The sequence below is a fragment of the Companilactobacillus sp. FL22-1 genome (genome assembly GCF_043951805.1).
Taxonomy (GTDB): domain Bacteria; phylum Bacillota; class Bacilli; order Lactobacillales; family Lactobacillaceae; genus Companilactobacillus.
Window position 1 is genome coordinate 199,815 of sequence record NZ_JBINJY010000002.1, and the last position, 16,932, is coordinate 216,746.

Annotated in this window: 16 protein-coding genes; 14 read left to right on the forward strand and 2 right to left on the reverse strand. The window is 37.2% G+C overall.

Annotated elements, in window-relative coordinates:
- The first annotated feature begins 302 nt into the window (after positions 1 to 302).
- Together ACG72T_RS02490 and ACG72T_RS02495 are read left to right on the forward strand one after the other, a co-directional pair.
- Positions 303 to 713, forward strand: coding sequence for a hypothetical protein (locus ACG72T_RS02490; protein WP_395264400.1), 411 nt, complete (start codon positions 303 to 305; stop codon positions 711 to 713).
- A gap of 239 nt (positions 714 to 952) precedes the next feature.
- Positions 953 to 1,105 carry a hypothetical protein gene (locus ACG72T_RS02495; protein WP_395264401.1) on the forward strand — a complete coding sequence of 51 codons (153 nt, stop codon included), beginning with the start codon at positions 953 to 955 and terminating at the stop codon, positions 1,103 to 1,105.
- A gap of 20 nt (positions 1,106 to 1,125) precedes the next feature.
- Here ACG72T_RS02495 and ACG72T_RS02500 read toward each other — a convergent pair whose 3' ends face one another.
- Positions 1,126 to 2,415, reverse strand: coding sequence for a glycosyltransferase family 2 protein (locus tag ACG72T_RS02500; protein ID WP_395264402.1), 1,290 nt, complete (start codon positions 2,413 to 2,415; stop codon positions 1,126 to 1,128).
- 162 nt (positions 2,416 to 2,577) lie between these two features.
- Here ACG72T_RS02500 and ACG72T_RS02505 point away from each other — a divergent pair, with 162 nt between their 5' ends.
- The 12 genes from ACG72T_RS02505 (at position 2,578) to ACG72T_RS02560 (ending at position 16,093) form a co-directional block, all read left to right on the forward strand.
- On the forward strand, positions 2,578 to 3,525 hold the full coding sequence (locus tag ACG72T_RS02505; RefSeq protein ID WP_395264403.1) for a LacI family DNA-binding transcriptional regulator: 948 nt from the start codon (positions 2,578 to 2,580) through the stop codon (positions 3,523 to 3,525).
- Between the two features lie 94 nt (positions 3,526 to 3,619).
- A complete protein-coding gene (locus ACG72T_RS02510; protein ID WP_395264404.1) occupies positions 3,620 to 5,281 on the forward strand; it encodes an alpha-glucosidase in 1,662 nt (553 codons plus the stop codon).
- Positions 5,282 to 5,377: 96 nt separating this feature from the next.
- Complete coding sequence (locus ACG72T_RS02515) at positions 5,378 to 6,586, forward strand: alpha-amylase family glycosyl hydrolase (RefSeq protein ID WP_395264405.1); 1,209 nt, start codon at positions 5,378 to 5,380, stop codon at positions 6,584 to 6,586.
- A gap of 173 nt (positions 6,587 to 6,759) precedes the next feature.
- Positions 6,760 to 8,073: an ABC transporter substrate-binding protein gene (locus ACG72T_RS02520; protein WP_395264406.1), complete on the forward strand. Its 1,314-nt coding sequence runs from the start codon at positions 6,760 to 6,762 to the stop codon at positions 8,071 to 8,073.
- 24 nt (positions 8,074 to 8,097) lie between these two features.
- Positions 8,098 to 8,958, forward strand: a complete 861-nt coding sequence (locus ACG72T_RS02525; protein ID WP_395264407.1) for a carbohydrate ABC transporter permease — start codon at positions 8,098 to 8,100, stop codon at positions 8,956 to 8,958.
- On the forward strand, positions 8,958 to 9,770 hold the full coding sequence (locus ACG72T_RS02530) for a carbohydrate ABC transporter permease (protein WP_395264408.1): 813 nt from the start codon (positions 8,958 to 8,960) through the stop codon (positions 9,768 to 9,770). The genes ACG72T_RS02525 and ACG72T_RS02530 overlap by 1 nt, the downstream gene beginning before the upstream one ends.
- A gap of 23 nt (positions 9,771 to 9,793) precedes the next feature.
- Positions 9,794 to 10,450 carry a hypothetical protein gene (locus tag ACG72T_RS02535; protein ID WP_395264410.1) on the forward strand — a complete coding sequence of 219 codons (657 nt, stop codon included), beginning with the start codon at positions 9,794 to 9,796 and terminating at the stop codon, positions 10,448 to 10,450.
- An 85-nt stretch (positions 10,451 to 10,535) separates the two neighbouring features.
- Entirely contained in the window at positions 10,536 to 11,639 is a 1,104-nt protein-coding gene (locus ACG72T_RS02540) for an ABC transporter ATP-binding protein (protein WP_395264411.1), read from the forward strand.
- Between the two features lie 62 nt (positions 11,640 to 11,701).
- Positions 11,702 to 13,945 (forward strand): glycoside hydrolase family 65 protein, encoded by a 2,244-nt coding sequence (locus tag ACG72T_RS02545; RefSeq protein WP_395264412.1) that lies wholly within the window; start codon positions 11,702 to 11,704, stop codon positions 13,943 to 13,945.
- 67 nt (positions 13,946 to 14,012) lie between these two features.
- Positions 14,013 to 14,720 carry a beta-phosphoglucomutase gene (pgmB, locus tag ACG72T_RS02550; RefSeq protein ID WP_395264413.1) on the forward strand — a complete coding sequence of 236 codons (708 nt, stop codon included), beginning with the start codon at positions 14,013 to 14,015 and terminating at the stop codon, positions 14,718 to 14,720.
- 26 nt (positions 14,721 to 14,746) lie between these two features.
- A complete protein-coding gene (locus tag ACG72T_RS02555; protein ID WP_395264481.1) occupies positions 14,747 to 15,700 on the forward strand; it encodes an aldose epimerase family protein in 954 nt (317 codons plus the stop codon).
- Between the two features lie 9 nt (positions 15,701 to 15,709).
- Positions 15,710 to 16,093, forward strand: coding sequence for a VOC family protein (locus tag ACG72T_RS02560; protein WP_395264414.1), 384 nt, complete (start codon positions 15,710 to 15,712; stop codon positions 16,091 to 16,093).
- A 234-nt stretch (positions 16,094 to 16,327) separates the two neighbouring features.
- Here ACG72T_RS02560 and ACG72T_RS02565 read toward each other — a convergent pair whose 3' ends face one another.
- A complete protein-coding gene (locus ACG72T_RS02565; protein ID WP_395264415.1) occupies positions 16,328 to 16,831 on the reverse strand; it encodes a hypothetical protein in 504 nt (167 codons plus the stop codon).
- Positions 16,832 to 16,932: the final 101 nt, after the last annotated feature.

Below are 16,932 nucleotides of genomic sequence, written 5' to 3' on the forward strand. Positions count from 1 at the left end.
ATTTTTCAAGCCTTTGTAAAATCAAAAATCAGTTAGTCCTAATCGTTGTTATATCATCGGTTAGAGTTTTTTTCTGTCTCAAAACCAATTACCCAGTGTTCTAGATATTTGTACGTTTTTTTTACAACTCTTCACACCTTTTAACTTCAAATGGAATATATCAATACATTCCAATTAAATATCAACATGAATCAGGATATAAAGGCTGATTTAAGTATAAATTATTAGGGGTTGTAATGAATCTTATAAGGAATATGCTAATTGTATAGGCTACGTATTATCTTTTGTTGGGAGAAACAATAATGTCCGAATGTCATTGTAAATGCAAACAAAAAGAAAGAAAGTATATTGATTATTCTGATGAAGAATTAAAATTGAAGCTAACTGTGAGTCCTATATCTTCGTATTATTTTTCGTTAGCAACCCTTGGATTGGCACTGGTGTTGGGAATTATAGGTTTTCTTAATTATATTCCCTCCAAACCAACTGCATACAAAATAATAAAGTATCAAAAATACTCTACGATTAAACCAATTGATGTTTCAAAATCAAGTGACGTGATAAGTAACGTATTACTTTTGTTTGTTATATTTGCAGTGGGGCTATTGTTATTAGTGGGAATATCTGTATATGTGGAAATGAAAAAAAGATCTGATATATTTTATGAAATACATCAAAGAGAACAAGATAAGAAGGACAAGTGCTGTAAATAACTGCAGTTAAATTTTTTATGAACAATATTTCAACTAAGAATAGGAAGAAACAGAACAGATTTATGCTTATGTTGTTACTGGTGTTGTCACGAAGAACTAATATCTCTTAAATCACTGATACAACTACGATTCAGTAATCCGTTCAGAACTCCGTAACTAGAATGACCGTCCGGAACGTCTGGACGGTTTTTTTGATTTCTGAGAACAACCTTGAGATAATCCTTTCGAGGTGATGAAATATGACAATATTTATGAAGATTTTACAACAAATTCCCAAAGATATTTATTTCCCTAATTTTTTGGAAAGTGCCTTATTAGTATCCTTAGTAGTCAGCCTGGTCCTGTTCGTAACAATTAAACTCTATGAACAACTCAAAAACCATTCAGCTTAATCAGAAGCTGAATGGCTTTTTTAAACTCGTTTAGTTTTGACCCAAGTATTTTGTCCAATCACTTGATGGTAAAGCGACATCAACAGGCTAAAGAAGAGAATAACGTAAACGTATGATACTAAAGCGATGGCTAAAAATAGGTGGCCAGCATGTAATCTTAAGTATGATACATCTGCCTTGTTAATAGTCAGATGATTTTTGTGAGTTAATCGTAATTCTCTTAGGTAAATCAGTGAGAAAATCGTTCCAAAGAATAGACCGATGATGGCTGAAGCAATTAACGCTACGACAATAAATTCAGGGTTTTTGTCATGGCTTAAAATCGAAGTAATGGTGAGATAAATAATACTGAAATCAGCGAGGAAATTTAAAACTGGATTGAAAAAGAAGAAGTAAGTATCCAGTTTTTGCGGTGTAGACATTTCCTTAGAAGTAACGATTCGCTTGAGGTATTTCCAACAATTCAAGCCCCCTTGTGCCCAACGAGATCTTTGAACAATCAACTTCTTAACGCTTAGTAAGGCTTCTTGGGAGACGTATGCCTCACCGATATAACGAATTTTTAGACCTTTTAATTCTAACTGCAAAGTTAATTCATAGTCTTCGAGTAAAGCGTTGCCCCAAGGGATGTAACCTAGTTTGGCAGTGACGGTGGAGTAGCGGAAAAATTGAGCATTGCCACATAGAGCAACCGCACCAATGTTTGATCTGAGGATCTGGGTTAGATGATTGATAATAAAAAATTCGATATCTTGGAACGTTTGCAAGACTCTTCGTGGCGACTTCATTTTGACTCTCAATTGAACAGCATCGGTGGTATTATCCAAAAAAGCTTCATTTAATTTGTCGAAACTATTAGGGCTTAAAACACCATCTGCATCAATTACACCAACGATACATTTGTTGGGATCAAGTTGCTGTTCTTGAATATAATTGGTGACAAAAGGCATGGCTGCGTTTAAAACATCCCCTTTGCCGGTTCTGGCGTTTGGTTTCTGACGCTGAATAATAGCTATTGAATTACCCAAAGCTTGAATCTGTTCCAAAGTATCGTCATCAGAATCGTCATCGATGGCAATAATTTGTTTTCTGCCAGGTAGATTGCTTAAATTTTTAAGGGTATTCTGAATAACTTTTCCTTCATTCAAGCAGGGGACAAGGATGAAATAAAAGAATTCATCAGTTGGAATATTCTGCGAGTTGGAGTTCTTTAGTTTATTTTTTGAAGGTTTTTGTTCGTTAAAATAGATGAGTAACATTAGGAAACATTGAATCATAAAAACCGCTGTTGCTAGCAAATAAAAAAACATATCTGACACCTCCTAGAAATTTTATCCAATACTGTTATATTTCTAGGGAATAATCAAATAATTTATGTAGGCATTTCGTCTTGAGAATATGAAGTAATTTATATGTTTTGAAATCGGTTAATATTGGTATAATTATATTGTGACTTATGGAGGGGGAAAAACATGACGACTTTAGTTGATGTGGCAAAAAGGGCGAATGTTTCAAAAATGACTGTTTCACGGGTAATTAATCATCCGGAAAAAGTCACTGATGAATTGAAGCAGATGGTCTATCAAGCAATGCGCGAGTTAGACTATCACCCCAACATGATAGCAAAGGCTTTGGTAAATAAAAGTACTCGGATTATCAAGCTTTGCATTTTGGAAGATATCGATACAACCGAGCCGTACTATATGAACTTGATGATTGGTATAGCCAAAACTTTAGATCTACACCAGTACTCGTTGCAGCTAGTCACAAGACGTAACTTTGATATTGGTAATTGCGATGGTTATATTATCACCGGTATGCGTGAAAAGGATGTTGATTGGATCAAGAAGTTGCAGAAGCCAGTGATTATGTTTGGCGAAAATCGTTATGGTTTTGATTATGTTGATACCAACAATAAAGCAGGTGCTTACAAGTTGGCCCAACTCGCCTTGGAAAAAGGTTATGATCGTCTGATCTATATCGGAATCGATTCGAAGGAATCCTTTGAATATTCTCGTGAAGCCGGTTATTTGCAGCAAGTTCAAGAAAAGCGAATGATGCCTGAATTGCATCGTTTTGGTAATCACAGTCATTTGGCAGAGGAATTTGTCGAACAGAATTGGGACAATATTACCGAGAACACAGCTTTTATCTGCGCCTCTGATCGGTTAGCAATCGGAATTGAACGTGGTGTCGTCCGTTGCGGCGGGAAAATTCCTGAAGAATTCGGAGTGACTGGATTTGACGGAGTTTTTCTAAATCAAGTCGCCTCGCCTAAAATTACGACAATCAAACAGTCGATTATCGAAATGGGCAGTGCTTGTGGTGAAAATCTGCTGGATAAGATCAACTCCAACGCCAGTCAAGGTTCGCTCGTCTTTGAACCTAAAATCAGTTTGGGCGGTACTTTACGAAAATAAACTGTTACCGATAACATACAATATAGCCTTGCTTAGGTGAGGCTTACTTTTTTATACTGGACTGTAAGGGTTTACACAAAGGGGGCAACTTGTTGTGAATTGGTATGATCAAGCAATTATTTACCAAATTTACCCCAAAAGTTTTCAAGATACCAATGATGATGGTATCGGGGACTTGCCTGGGGTTACAAAACATTTAAAGTACATCAAAGATATGGGATTCAATGCAATTTGGCTTAATCCAATCTTCGTATCTCCACAGATAGATAATGGTTATGACGTTTCTAACTATTTTGCGATTGATCCTATATTAGGGGATACGACCGATTTTTCAGAGCTGGTGTCAAAAGCTCATAAATTAGGTCTGCATATCATTTTGGACTTACCGATCAATCATACATCTGATCAACATCCTTGGTTTAAAGATGCTATCAATGACGCTCATAGTATCTTTAAGGATTATTACATTTGGCATGATGCAGTCGCTGGTCATGAGCCTAATAATTGGGGTTCATTTTTTGGAGGCAGTGTTTGGGAACAAAATCCTAACAATTCTCATGAGTATTTTTTTCACTTGTTTGACAAAAAGATGCCTGACTTGAACTGGAAAAATCCCGAAGTTCAAAAGTCGATTGCCGATATTGCTAAATTTTGGATCGACAAAGGTGTAGATGGATTCAGACTCGATGCTTTCATCCATATCGCCAAAGCCAATTTTGCACAAAATTCTTTGATCGCTAACGAAAAGTTTCCAATTGATGATACTTTTTATGCCAAGTTGCCAGCCGTTAAGGATTATATGAGCGGTTTTGTGAAAGAATTGAAACAATACAAATCTGATGTCTTTTTGTTCGGGGAAGCTTCTTCTGCCAAGGCTAGAGATGCGGCAGAGTATACTCGAAAAGATGGCAATGTTTGCGATGTAGTGGTCAACTCCGATAATTATGGGGAAGTCTTTGATGATAGTAATCCTGACATTCCTAGATTCTTCCAAGATCGGAAGTTGTCGTTAGATTCGTTGAAGCAAACCTATGTTGAATGGGAAAGTATCTTGAACGATGTCAGTTTACCAACTTTGACTTGGGGAAATCATGATATCAGTCGAGTGCTAGATCGTTTGAACCTGCCGATTGAAAATGAACGAGTCACTAAAATGTTAGCGACATTATTGTTCTTACAACGGGGTATACCAGTTATTTACTACGGGGAAGAAATTGGCATGCACGGGCTGAAATTTGCTAAAGTTGACGATTTTCAAGATCAAAGAGCAGAAGATTTGATCAAGAGTCTCCGCCAAAAGTCATATAAAGATGAAGAAATATTGCACTATTTGAATGGACAGGATGAAATGACTGCCCGTGGACCAATGCAATGGAATGCTACCAAATATCATGGTTTCTCCAATGTACAGCCATGGAATTGGGCACTAACTGATGAAAATAACGTTCATCAAGAAAAAAATCAGCCCGATAGCATTTTGAATTACTATCAGCAAGTTTTGAAGTTGAAAAAACATCGTTGCTTTACTAATGGTCAATATGAATTGTTGCTCACCGATCCGCAAGTATATGCCTACCTAATGGAGACAACAAATACAAAAGGTATCGTAGTAGCCAACTTTTCTGATCAAAAGAAGCAATTCAAACTGCCTAAAGCAGTTTGGAAAAAAGTATTAACTAATTCTGCGGTTAAACATGTCAATGAAACGCTTGAATTAGAACCTTGGGGTTGTTGTGTTTTAGAATCAAAAAAATAGTGGGGTGTTACAATGGCTAGTCAGACGGATATAAAACTCAGAAAAACGCAAATATACTGTATTTTCGTAAGAAATCATACCAAAAAAGGAACTTTGATGGCACTTGAGCCAGATTTGGATAGGATCAAGCAATTGGGAACCGACTATATTTGGCTCATGCCAATTTTCCCAATCGGTAAAAAAGATCGAAAAGGTAAGTTAGGCTCACCTTATTCCATTAAAGATTATCGGGCCATCGATCCTCAACTTGGTACTTGGCAAGACTTCCAAAAAATCGTTAAATCGATCCATGACCATGGGATGAAAGTGATGCTAGATATCGTTTATAATCATACTTCTCGTGATTCAGTTCTTTTACAAGTTCATCCAGAATGGTTCTTACATGACAAAGATGGCAATCTTTATAACAAGAATGAAGACTGGACCGACGTTGCCGAATTAGACTATTCACACCGGGCTTTGTGGAATTATCAAATCGAGACGTTGAAGCGTTATGCTAAAATCGTCGATGGTTTTAGATGCGATGTTGCGCCACAAGTTCCAATTGAATTTTGGAAAGAAGCTAGAAAAGAAGTCTGCAAGGTGAACCCTAAGACAGTCTGGTTAGCTGAATCTACAAGTAAAGACTATATCAAGGCCTTAGGTGAGAAAGGTTTCCACGTTTCTTCCGATGAAGAACTATACAGTGCCTTTGATATGACCTATGACTATGATATTGACCAAATTTGGCGTTCATACGTCAAAGGCGATATACCTTTGCAACAATATGTTGATGCCTTGAATAATCAAGTTAAGATTTATCCAAGCAACTATATTAAGATGCGTAATTTGGAGAATCATGATCAACCACGGGCCCACAGCATGTTTATTAATGAAAATGACATGTACAATTGGACTGCTTTTTCCGAATTCCAACAAGGTTCAACTCTAGTTTATGCTGGACAAGAATATGGCTTTAAACATACACCAAGCTTATTTGATTCTGATAAGTTGGATTGGGATAGTGCCAAGATGAATCTAAGCTCCCTGATCTTACGGATGCATCAATTGAGCCAAAGCGACATTGAAGTCAGTGGTAAATATCAAGTCGAAGCTCTAGAAAATGACACTGTCAAAGTAACTTATCGATTAGGCAACATTTATCGAATCGGTTTGTTTACCTTGAAGGGCATGTCAAATGATATATCAGTCGAGTTGCCAAGTGGCAGTTATACAAATATGTTGAACAGTTCCTTGATTGACGTCACAAATGGTATAGTTCATTTGGACTACGATCCAATCGTGATACAAGGGGCAATTGAATAAAATAATAAAAATTGGTCGATTCAATTTAGAATTGACCAATTTTTTTGTCCATTTTTTGATCAAAAGCAAAGCTGTTATCGGTAACATCAAGAAAGCGGTTGCAAACAGTCGGTTTTAGAAACATAATGGAAATCGTAATAAAGAAATATTATTTTTATTAGGGGGCTTTGGTAATGAAGAAGAACTTCTGGAAGCGTTTTGGAAAACGCGTGGGAGTTATTGCTTTGGCAGCCGGTGCAGCATTTATGTTGGCAGCCTGCAGTAACAGCTCATCCTCAGGTAAGGATGTCAAGATTACAATTCTTCAAGGAAAGGTTGAAAATAATAAGCAATTTAAACAAATTGCTAAAGAGTACGAAAAGAGCCATCCAAATGTAAAGATTGAAGTTACATCAATCGGTGGTGGTACTCAATACGATCCAGTTTTGAAGACCAGAATTTCATCTGGTAACGCACCAACAATCTTCAGTTTGGCTGGTCCAGCTGATGTAAAGCAATTTAAGGCTCACGAAGCTGATTTATCAGACACGAAAGCCGCAAAGGCAGCACAACCAGGAACATTGGATGCTGTTAAGAACGACCAAGGTAAGACCGTTGGACTACCATTCAACGTTGAGGGTTATGGATTTGTTTACAACAAGAAAGTCTTTGAAAAGGCTGGAATCGATCCAGAAAGTTTGACAACAGTTGACAAGTTGGAAGCAGCTGTTAAACAATTGGATGCTCAAAAGGATCAATTAGGTATTAAAGGTGTATTTGCACTTCCTGGTAAGGAAGCTTGGATTATGTCTGACCACTTGCTAAACCTTTATGTAGCTCAAGACTACAACGGTAATGCTCAAAAGCTTTACAAGTCAAAGACAATGGCATTTTCAAAGAATGCTGATATGAAGACAATGCTTGATCTTCAAAAAGATTACTCAATCAAGCCAGTTATGCAAATGGATTACTCAGCACAAGTTAACCAATACTTCTCACAAGGTAAGACAGCTATGATTCAACAAGGTGACTGGATTTACCCAACAGTTGAAGGTATTGATAAGAACTTTGCTAAGAACGATATTGGTATGATTCCAATTCCTGTACCTGGTGAAGAAGGCAAATTACCAGTTGGTACATCACTATATTGGGCTGTTAATAGTCAAAAGTCAGAAGCAGAACAAAAAGCTGCTAAGAACTTCCTAGATTGGCTATACACATCTAAAGCTGGTAAGAAAGATGTTGTTAATACATTGCACTTTGTTCCTGCATACAAGGGTTACGACAACTACAAGATGAAAGATCCATTGACATCAGTAGTATTCAAGTACTCACAAGAACACAAGACAACTGGCTGGGCATTCCCAGGATACACTGGTACTTCATGGGATCCAGACGTTGCACAACCAAATCTACAAAAGTACTTATCAGGCAAACAAAGCTGGGATAAGACAGTTCAAAATATGAAAGATGGTTGGGCAAAGCAACAAAAATCATCAAGTAATTAGATTTAACAAAAGAGGGCAATGAATATGAAAAACAAAAGTCTTTCATTCTGGTTATTTTTAACACCAACCCTCGTTGCGTTAGCTTTGGTTGTATTTATTCCCGTTCTTGAAGGTTTATTCTATTCATTTACTGATTGGGACGGTTTGAGATTCACCAAAGTAGTAGGATTTCAAAATTACATAACATTATTCCAAGATAAGGCGTTTATTAACGCCTTTTGGTTTACAGTGGGGTTTGTTATTGTCACTGTTATCATGCTTAACGTAATAGGCTTGGGACTAGCATTATTAGTTACACAAAAGTTTAAGGGAAATAATTTCTTACGTACCATTTTCTTCATGCCAAATATGATCGGTGGTTTGATCTTAGGTTTCATTTGGCAATTTATCTTCACACAAGGCTTCCAAGCATTAGGTGATGCCTTGCATATGAATTGGCTTCAAAACTGGTTGACCAATGAAACAACTGGTTTTTGGGGATTAGTTATTGTTACGGTATGGCAAATGAGTGGTTACATCATGATCATTTATATCGCCTATCTACAAAATATTCCTAATGAAATCATTGAAGCCGCAAAGATTGACGGAGCTTCAGCTTGGCAACGTTTCACAAAGATCACGTTCCCAATGATTGCTCCAGCATTCACAGTTTGCATGTTCTTGACTCTATCAAATGGGTTCAAGATTTACGATCAAAACTTGTCATTGACAAATGGTGGTCCATACAATTCAACACAAATGTTAGCTATGGATATTGTTAATACCGCTTATAACTCTGGTAACTTTGCTTTATCAGAAGCTAAAGCTATTATCTTCTTCATCATTGTTGCTGCTATTTCACTATTGCAAGTAGCCTACAACCGTAAGAGAGAGGAGGATCTCTAATGAATAAAAAAGGTAGAGTTGGATTAGGTATTCTCGGAGCTTTACTAGGAATTCTCTGGTTGTTCCCATTTTACTTGATCGTTACTAATTCATTCAAAACACCAAAAGGGATCTTCGCATCTGTTCTTTCGTTCCCACACCCAAGTACAGGCGATAACTACGTGAACTCGTTTAAAGCCTTGAACTTTATTGGTTCATTAACGAATTCATTCATTATCACTGTCTGCAGTGTATTGTTGATCATTCTTTGTTCATCAATGGCTGCATATGCATTACAAAGAAATCACAGCAAGTTGAGTGGCGGAATCCTAATGCTCTTTATCTCAGCTATGTTGATTCCATTCCAATCAGTTATGATTCCTTTGACTGCTAACTTTGGTGCTGTACACTTCTTGAACATGTGGGGCTTGGTAATCATGTATCTGGGCTTTGATGCCAGTTTGTCGGTCTTCTTATACCAAGGTACTTTATCAAGTATTCCTATTGCGATGGATGAATCAGCTGAAATTGAAGGAGCAAGTCGTTGGCAGATTTTCTCAAAAGTTATCTTCCCAATGCTTTCACCAATTACAGTTACAGTTGCTATTTTGAACATCATTGCGATCTGGAATGACTACTTATTGCCATCACTTGTTTTACCACAGGCGCAATACACAATTCCTCTTCAAATGTTCAATTTCTTCGGTGAATATACTAAGCAATGGCATCTAGCTTTGGCTGGTATCACACTTTCCATCATCCCTGTAATCATCTTTTATCTATTTGCTCAAAAATGGATTATCAAAGGTGTTACTGATGGTGCTGTTAAGTAGAAAAATAGAAAGGACGAACCGTTGTGATCAATTTAAAATCAAAAAATGGACAGAAACTGATTGCCAGTGGGAATTGGTTAATGTCACTCATTAGCATTAATTTCTCTTTCTTCCTATTAAACTTTTCGGTTATTTTGACCGCAATCGTGATGTCGAATCTAAATTTCTCGATTACGTACAGTATTTTGTTAGTGATTCTGTGGTTGATGATCTCAGTTTTCACAATTCCCGGATTGGTTGCTAGTTATGCGGCCGTCCAAGATTGGCAAACTAATGGAAGTGTTAGCTTTTTCAAATACTTTTTTATAAAATGGTTTGCTTTACAAAAAAACTATCTAATAAATTTTGGATTAGGTTTAGGCGCAGTCTTGTTCATCGTGTTGAATAAGTTGACGATTGGTAATCCACAGTGGCATATGGCAGTTTTGATCTTTACATTCGTATTTTTCATGCTGTTAGTAGCGACGGGATTTCAATTAGCAACTAATAAATTTTCCAACATCTTGACTCTATTCGTCGAAAAACCTTTACCAATAATTATCTCAGTAATAGTATTTTTAATCTTGATCTTAATGAATTTCGTTTTGCAATTGGCTTTTCTAAGCGTTATCTGTAGCGTATCGCTTCCAACGTACGTCTCTTATAGATTGCTTGGTGGTCAAGTAGCCAAAAAGGATTGACTATGGGTGTGGTGGACACATCTAGATTAGTAAGATTAAACTTATTTGTTAGCTGAAAGTCGAAAATTTTTAAGGAGCGTTAAAAATGGTAAAAATTAATTTGGAACACATTTACAAACGCTATCAAGGTAATACTGACTATTCGGTTAGTGACTTTAACCTGGACATTAAAGATGGTGAATTTATTGTCTTTGTTGGACCTTCCGGATGTGGTAAATCCACCACATTGCGTATGATAGCTGGTTTGGAAGACATCACAAAAGGTGACTTTAAGATGGATGACAAAGTCATGAACGATGTTTCTCCTAAAGATCGTGATATTGCGATGGTTTTCCAAAACTATGCTTTGTATCCACATATGAGCGTATTCGATAACATGGCTTTCGGATTGAATATTCGTAAGAATGATAAGGAAGATACTAAGAAACGTGTTGAAAATGCAGCCGAGATCTTGGGTCTAACACCTTATCTTCAACGTAAGCCAGCTGCTCTATCAGGTGGTCAAAGACAGCGTGTTGCTTTAGGACGTGCCATCGTTCGTGATGCAAACTTGTTCTTGCTTGATGAACCATTGTCAAACTTGGATGCTAAGTTGAGAGTACAAATGCGTACAGAAATTGCTCAATTGCACCAACGCTTGGGACGTAACTTCATCTATGTTACTCACGATCAAGTCGAAGCTATGACAATGGCCGACCGAATCGTTATCATGAGTGATGGTAAGATTCAACAAGTAGGTACTCCATCTGAACTATATAGTAAACCCGCTAACAAATTCGTAGCTGGATTCATTGGTTCACCTGCTACTAACTTCTTTGACGTTAAACTTGAAGACGGCAAGATTGTTAATGATCAAGGTCTAAATATTGCAGTACCTGAAGGCCAATATAAGGTTCTTGAAAAGAAAGGCTATGTTGGCAAGGAACTTACCTTTGGTATTCGTCCTGAAGACGTCCATGCCGAAGAAGTTGCTATTCAAACTTTCCCTGATGCTTTAATTAATGCTAAAATCCAAGTTTCTGAATTGTTAGGTGCGGAATCGATTCTTTATTCTAACCTAGGCGGAACCGACTTTATTGCCAAAGTCGATTCACGTGATCATCATAAACCTGGTGACGAAGTTCAAATGGCTTTTGAAATGACAAAAGCTCACTATTTTGACAAAGATACTGAAGAAACGATTCTTTAAAGATTTTGAAGGGTAATTAGGTATTTTTACCTAGTTACCTTTTTTTATAGGAGGTGTACTTAATGCAAAGGATTTTTGAAGTAGATCCTTGGAACGTTGTAACTCACAAGCTAGACAAAGAGAACAAACGTCTTCAAGAGAGTTTGACCAGCTTAGGAAATGGTTACATGGGGATGCGTGGTAATTTTGAAGAAGATTATTCGGGTGACAGTTTACCTGGAATTTATTTAGCCGGAATTTGGTACCCTGACAAGACTCGTGTCGGTTGGTGGAAAAATGGCTATCCAAAGTACTTCGGAAAGGTTATTAACGCAGTTAACTTCATTAAAATGAATTTCTTGATCGATGGATCAAAGCTTGATCTTTATACCGACGAGATTACCGATTTTACCCTTGATTTGAATATGAAGGATGCCACCTTGAATCGTTCATTCATTGTTGAAAAGAACGGCAAGAAGGTAAAATTCACTTTCGTAAGATTTCTCAGTGGTGCCCAAAAAGAATTATCAGTTCAAAAGGTAACCTTTGAAAACTTATCCGATTCTAATATTGATGTTAAAGTTACTTCATCTCTTGATGCCAATGTTAAGAATGAAGATGCTAATTATGATGAACATTTCTGGAATGTTTTAAATATCAATGAAAACACCTTGGTGGCAGAAACCAAGGAAAATAATTTTGGTACACCAAGATTTACTTCAGGAATGCAAGTCGGATATGTAACCAATTTATCCGAAAGTGACTATAATGTAGCTGATTTTGAAACAAGTAAGACTTTTGAGAAAGTGTTGAAACCTGCAGAAATAGGCACGATTGAGAAGCGGGTAGTTGTCTTAACTTCTCGTGATTACAAAGTTGTCGATGATATGCTTGATGCTTTAGAAGGTACATCAGCTAAAATCAGTCGAACTTCTTATGAAGATCTCTATGCAGCCCACGAAAATGTATGGGCAGAGCGTTGGAATCAGTCTGATATTAAGATCGACGGTGATGTTGATGCCCAACAAGGTATGCGTTTCAATCTCTTTGGTCTCTTTACAACTTATTCTGGTGATGATTCACGATTAAATATCGGACCTAAAGGCTTTACCGGTGAAAAATATGGTGGGGCAACATATTGGGATACTGAGGCATTTTGTATACCAGTATACTTAGGAGTTTCTAAGCCAGAAGTTGCAAGAAACTTATTGATGTATCGTTACAATCAACTTGATGGTGCCTACGTCAATGCTCAACAACAAGGTCTTAAAGGGGCATTATTCCCAATGGTAACGTTTAATGGTATCGAGTGCCATAACGAATGGGAAATCACTTTTGAAGAGATCCACCGTAATGGCGATATAGCGTTCGCAATTTATAATTACACCCGTTATACAGGCGACAAGTCCTTTGTCTTGAATGAAGGTAGCAAGATCTTAACGGAAATCTCTCGTTTCTGGGCAGATCGAGTTCACTTCAGTCAACGTAACGGTCAATACATGATTCATGGCGTTACGGGTCCAGATGAGTATGAAAATAACGTTGATAATAATTGGTACACTAATTTCTTAGCCAAATGGACTTTGAAATATACCTTGCAGACTTTGGATGAAGTTTCAGCTGATCAATCAAAGAAATTGGCTGTTTCTGATACTGAAAAGAAACACTGGCAAGATATTGTCGACAAAATGTACTTACCATACGATGAAGACTTGGGAATCTTTGTTCAACATGATGGTTTCTTGGACAAGGATATTCAACCAGTTAGTGCTATTCCAAAGGATCAATTGCCAATCAACCAGCATTGGTCATGGGATAAAATCTTGCGTTCTCCATACATCAAGCAAGGTGATGTTCTTCAAGGAATTTGGGACTTCATCGATGATTTCTCAGAGCGTGAAAAGAAACGTAATTTTGATTTCTACGAACCATTAACAGTTCATGAGTCAAGTCTTTCACCTGCAATTCACTCCGTTTTGGCAGCTGATTTACATTATGAAGAGAAAGCGGTTGCTTTATATGAGAGAACCGCTAGACTAGACTTAGACAATTATAATAATGACACTGCTGACGGTTTGCATATCACTTCGATGACTGGTGGTTGGCTAGCAATGGTTCAAGGTTTCGCCGGCATGAGAGTGCATGACGATGGCTCCTTAAGCTATAAACCATTCTTGCCAAAGAAATGGAACAGTTACTCATTTAGACAAGTCTTTAGAGGTCGTGTAATTGAGATCGAAGTCGATAATGCTGGACCACATTTCAAACTTATTTCTGGAGAACCACTAGAAATTAAAGTTTTTGATGAATCGCAACTGTTAAAATAATTGTAAAAATTCGAAGTGTCTGAAGATTGGATTCAGACACTTTTTTATCAAAGGGAGCTTACTAAACATGACTAAATTTGAACAAATTAAGGGATTCTTGTTTGACCTTGATGGTGTCATCGCGAATACTTCTGCTTATCATTCGATTGCTTGGCATCAATTGGCTGATAAGCTCGGAGTCACTTGGAGCGATGAATTGGCTAACAACTTAAAGGGTGTTGGCCGGATGAATTCTCTTAACTTAATTTTAAAGTATGGCAATAAAGAAAATGAATATACTGAGGAACAGAAAGAAGCTTTTGCCAAAGAGAAGAACGATAACTATTTGAAATTACTGGACCACTTAGATAAATCAGAGATTCTACCTGGTATGGAAGATTTCATTAAGGATTTATCGGATCATCACTACTTGATCTCTTTAGCATCATCTTCAAAGAATTCACCAATGGTCTTGGAGAAACTAGATTTAGCCAAGTACTTTGATGCAAAAGTCGATCCAGCTACTTTGAAACATGGTAAACCAGATCCAGAGATCTACACTCGGGCTGCAGAAGTTTTGAACTTGAAGCCAGAAGAGTGTATCGGAGTGGAAGACGCTTCAGCTGGTGTCAAATCTATCAATGGTTCTGGCGCTATCTCTTTGGGGATCGGTGATCCAAGAATTTTGAACGAAGCTGATTTGAATTTCAAAGATACTTCTGAAGTTACATTAACTAATATCAAGCGGGCTATGGATATGGATCTGCTTGAGAAAGCTGGGGTAGAGTCAAAATAGTAGTCGCAAAAACAATTTTTGGGGAAATTGCAGGACAACCTGTTTATCTCTACAAGCTAACAAATAAAAACCAGACGAGCATCAGTCTCTTAAATTTTGCTGCTACTTGGCAAGACTTTGAAGTGACTGAAGCTGGTCAAAAACGTTCTTTGATCGAAAAGTTCACAGATTTAAATGATTATATTCAAACACCCTACGAGGTCGGTAAAACGATCGGTCGAGTAGCTGGTCGAATCGGTCAAGCACAGTTTAATATCAATGGAACTGATTATCAGTTAACGCCTAATGACGGAGCCAATATTATCCACAGTGGTGATCAAGGATTACAAATGCAGCTGTTTGATGCAAAAGTAAATTCCGATAATTCGGTGACTTTTTCGCACACTGTCAAAGATGAAGATGACTTTCCTGGAACTTTGAAAGTTGAAGTCCAATATAGCCTGAACGATGACGATGAAGTCACTATCACTTATCGTGGTCAAACAGATCATGACACTTTGTTTAATCCTAGCTGTCACGTTTACTTCAACCTCGGGGCAGAAAGTATTAAGCAACAGCAATTGCAAATCAATTCCAAACGCTTTTTGGATATGGATGAGCATAAATTGCCAACCGGAAAAATCTTGTCAGCCACGAATGCTTATGACTTTAAGCACTTCAAAAAAATCGGTCAGGGTCTAAAGCAGCTCAAGCCGCTGGATAAAGATGAATTTGATAATGTTTATCTAGTTCATGATAAGGCCGCTACTTTGAAAGATGATCAGCGGGCAATCGACTTTTATACTGATCGTAACGGTTTGGTCATCTTCACTGCCAGTCCGACTGCGCAAAATGATAGTGGACATGATTTTAGTTCGATCGCCATGGAGTTGATGACGTTGCCAGATGCAATCAATCACGACGACTTCGGGAACACGATTCTTTTAGCAGGTCAAAAGGTGAGTTACACAAATAAATTCAAATATCGAAGATTAGATTAGAGGGATTTGATGCGAATTGAACATGTTGGGCTTTTTGTTAGAGACTTGGAAAAAACAGTTGAATTTTATCAAGAGTTTTTTCAAGCTCAAGCTTCCGATGAATATCACAATCCAGTGACGACTTTTTCATCACGATTTTTAACTTTTCCTGATGGAGCAAGGTTGGAGGTCGGTACTCGTGACGACTTGAACCGCCATCATGAGAAAGGTTATCCGTTAGGTTATATGCACATTGCCTTTTCACTAGGTTCAAAAGAAAAAGTTGATAGCTTAACTGAAAAGATTGAAAAAGCTGGTTACAAGCATCTTAGTGGTCCTAGGGTGACTGGTGATGGCTATTACGAAAGCGTCGTCTGTGATCCCGAGGGCAATCAAATTGAATTAACGGTTTAAAAAAATTTGCAGACATCTATGATACTTTAACTGCGATAATCCTTTTGTGGTCGTCAACTGAAATAAGATAATTTCAGCTGATACCATGAAAGGATTTTTTTAGTCTCGGTCAAATTTTCTGGTAAGACTTTTTCTAAGAATTGTAACTTAATAAAAAAGTACCCCGTAAAAGTCAGATTATTATCTAACATTTATGGGGTACTTCAAAACATTTATAAATTCGATAAGGCAATTTTATGCATCTTTTTCAGTTGCAAAATCTTCAAGCTTTTCTAATGAATCGATCATTGCCTGATAAATTTGAGGGGTTGATTCGTTAAAAAATAATTTATTTAAATCGTTATCGGAAAGAAATTGATTTCTAGGCAATTGTGAGGTCAAAGCGACGGTGAATGAAAACTTAGGATGAAATTGGCGCAGATGATAAAAAGTCCTTGCGGCGGCGTGATAGTCTAGCAAAGGATCATTTTTCAAGCATTGTCGTAACAAATTGTCATAAACATCACCGTAATGCAGGAGCCAAACTAAGAAGTCATTAGTTGAAACGTGTTCTAGTGTGATATCCTTTTTTGAATACTGATTGAGTTTGGTCAATATTTGATTATTTTGAAGCCAAGCTTTAAAAATCTGAAAGTAATTGTCAATCGCTTTATTTTCACCATTGCCAATGTGTTCTAAGCCAGCCAAAGCGTTCATTTGCGACAGCAGAGCAATTTTATTAAAATCGTGTATTTTCATCGAGGTACTCCCTTTGGATATTGCCTTTTAAATTATAAGTTTTTTTCTAACTTTTTCCAATCCTAATTTTAAGAAAAAAACACAAAAATAGTAAACGATTA

Coding starts and splice junctions, on each gene's coding strand:
- ACG72T_RS02490 (WP_395264400.1), top strand. CDS start 303: ATGTCCGAATGTCATTGTAAATGCAAACAAAAAGAAAGAAAGTATATT.
- ACG72T_RS02495 (WP_395264401.1), top strand. CDS start 953: ATGACAATATTTATGAAGATTTTACAACAAATTCCCAAAGATATTTAT.
- ACG72T_RS02500 (WP_395264402.1), bottom strand. CDS start 2,415: ATGTTTTTTTATTTGCTAGCAACAGCGGTTTTTATGATTCAATGTTTC.
- ACG72T_RS02505 (WP_395264403.1), top strand. CDS start 2,578: ATGACGACTTTAGTTGATGTGGCAAAAAGGGCGAATGTTTCAAAAATG.
- ACG72T_RS02515 (WP_395264405.1), top strand. CDS start 5,378: ATGGCACTTGAGCCAGATTTGGATAGGATCAAGCAATTGGGAACCGAC.
- ACG72T_RS02520 (WP_395264406.1), top strand. CDS start 6,760: ATGAAGAAGAACTTCTGGAAGCGTTTTGGAAAACGCGTGGGAGTTATT.
- ACG72T_RS02525 (WP_395264407.1), top strand. CDS start 8,098: ATGAAAAACAAAAGTCTTTCATTCTGGTTATTTTTAACACCAACCCTC.
- ACG72T_RS02530 (WP_395264408.1), top strand. CDS start 8,958: ATGAATAAAAAAGGTAGAGTTGGATTAGGTATTCTCGGAGCTTTACTA.
- ACG72T_RS02540 (WP_395264411.1), top strand. CDS start 10,536: ATGGTAAAAATTAATTTGGAACACATTTACAAACGCTATCAAGGTAAT.
- ACG72T_RS02545 (WP_395264412.1), top strand. CDS start 11,702: ATGCAAAGGATTTTTGAAGTAGATCCTTGGAACGTTGTAACTCACAAG.
- pgmB (WP_395264413.1), top strand. CDS start 14,013: ATGACTAAATTTGAACAAATTAAGGGATTCTTGTTTGACCTTGATGGT.
- ACG72T_RS02560 (WP_395264414.1), top strand. CDS start 15,710: ATGCGAATTGAACATGTTGGGCTTTTTGTTAGAGACTTGGAAAAAACA.
- ACG72T_RS02565 (WP_395264415.1), bottom strand. CDS start 16,831: ATGAAAATACACGATTTTAATAAAATTGCTCTGCTGTCGCAAATGAAC.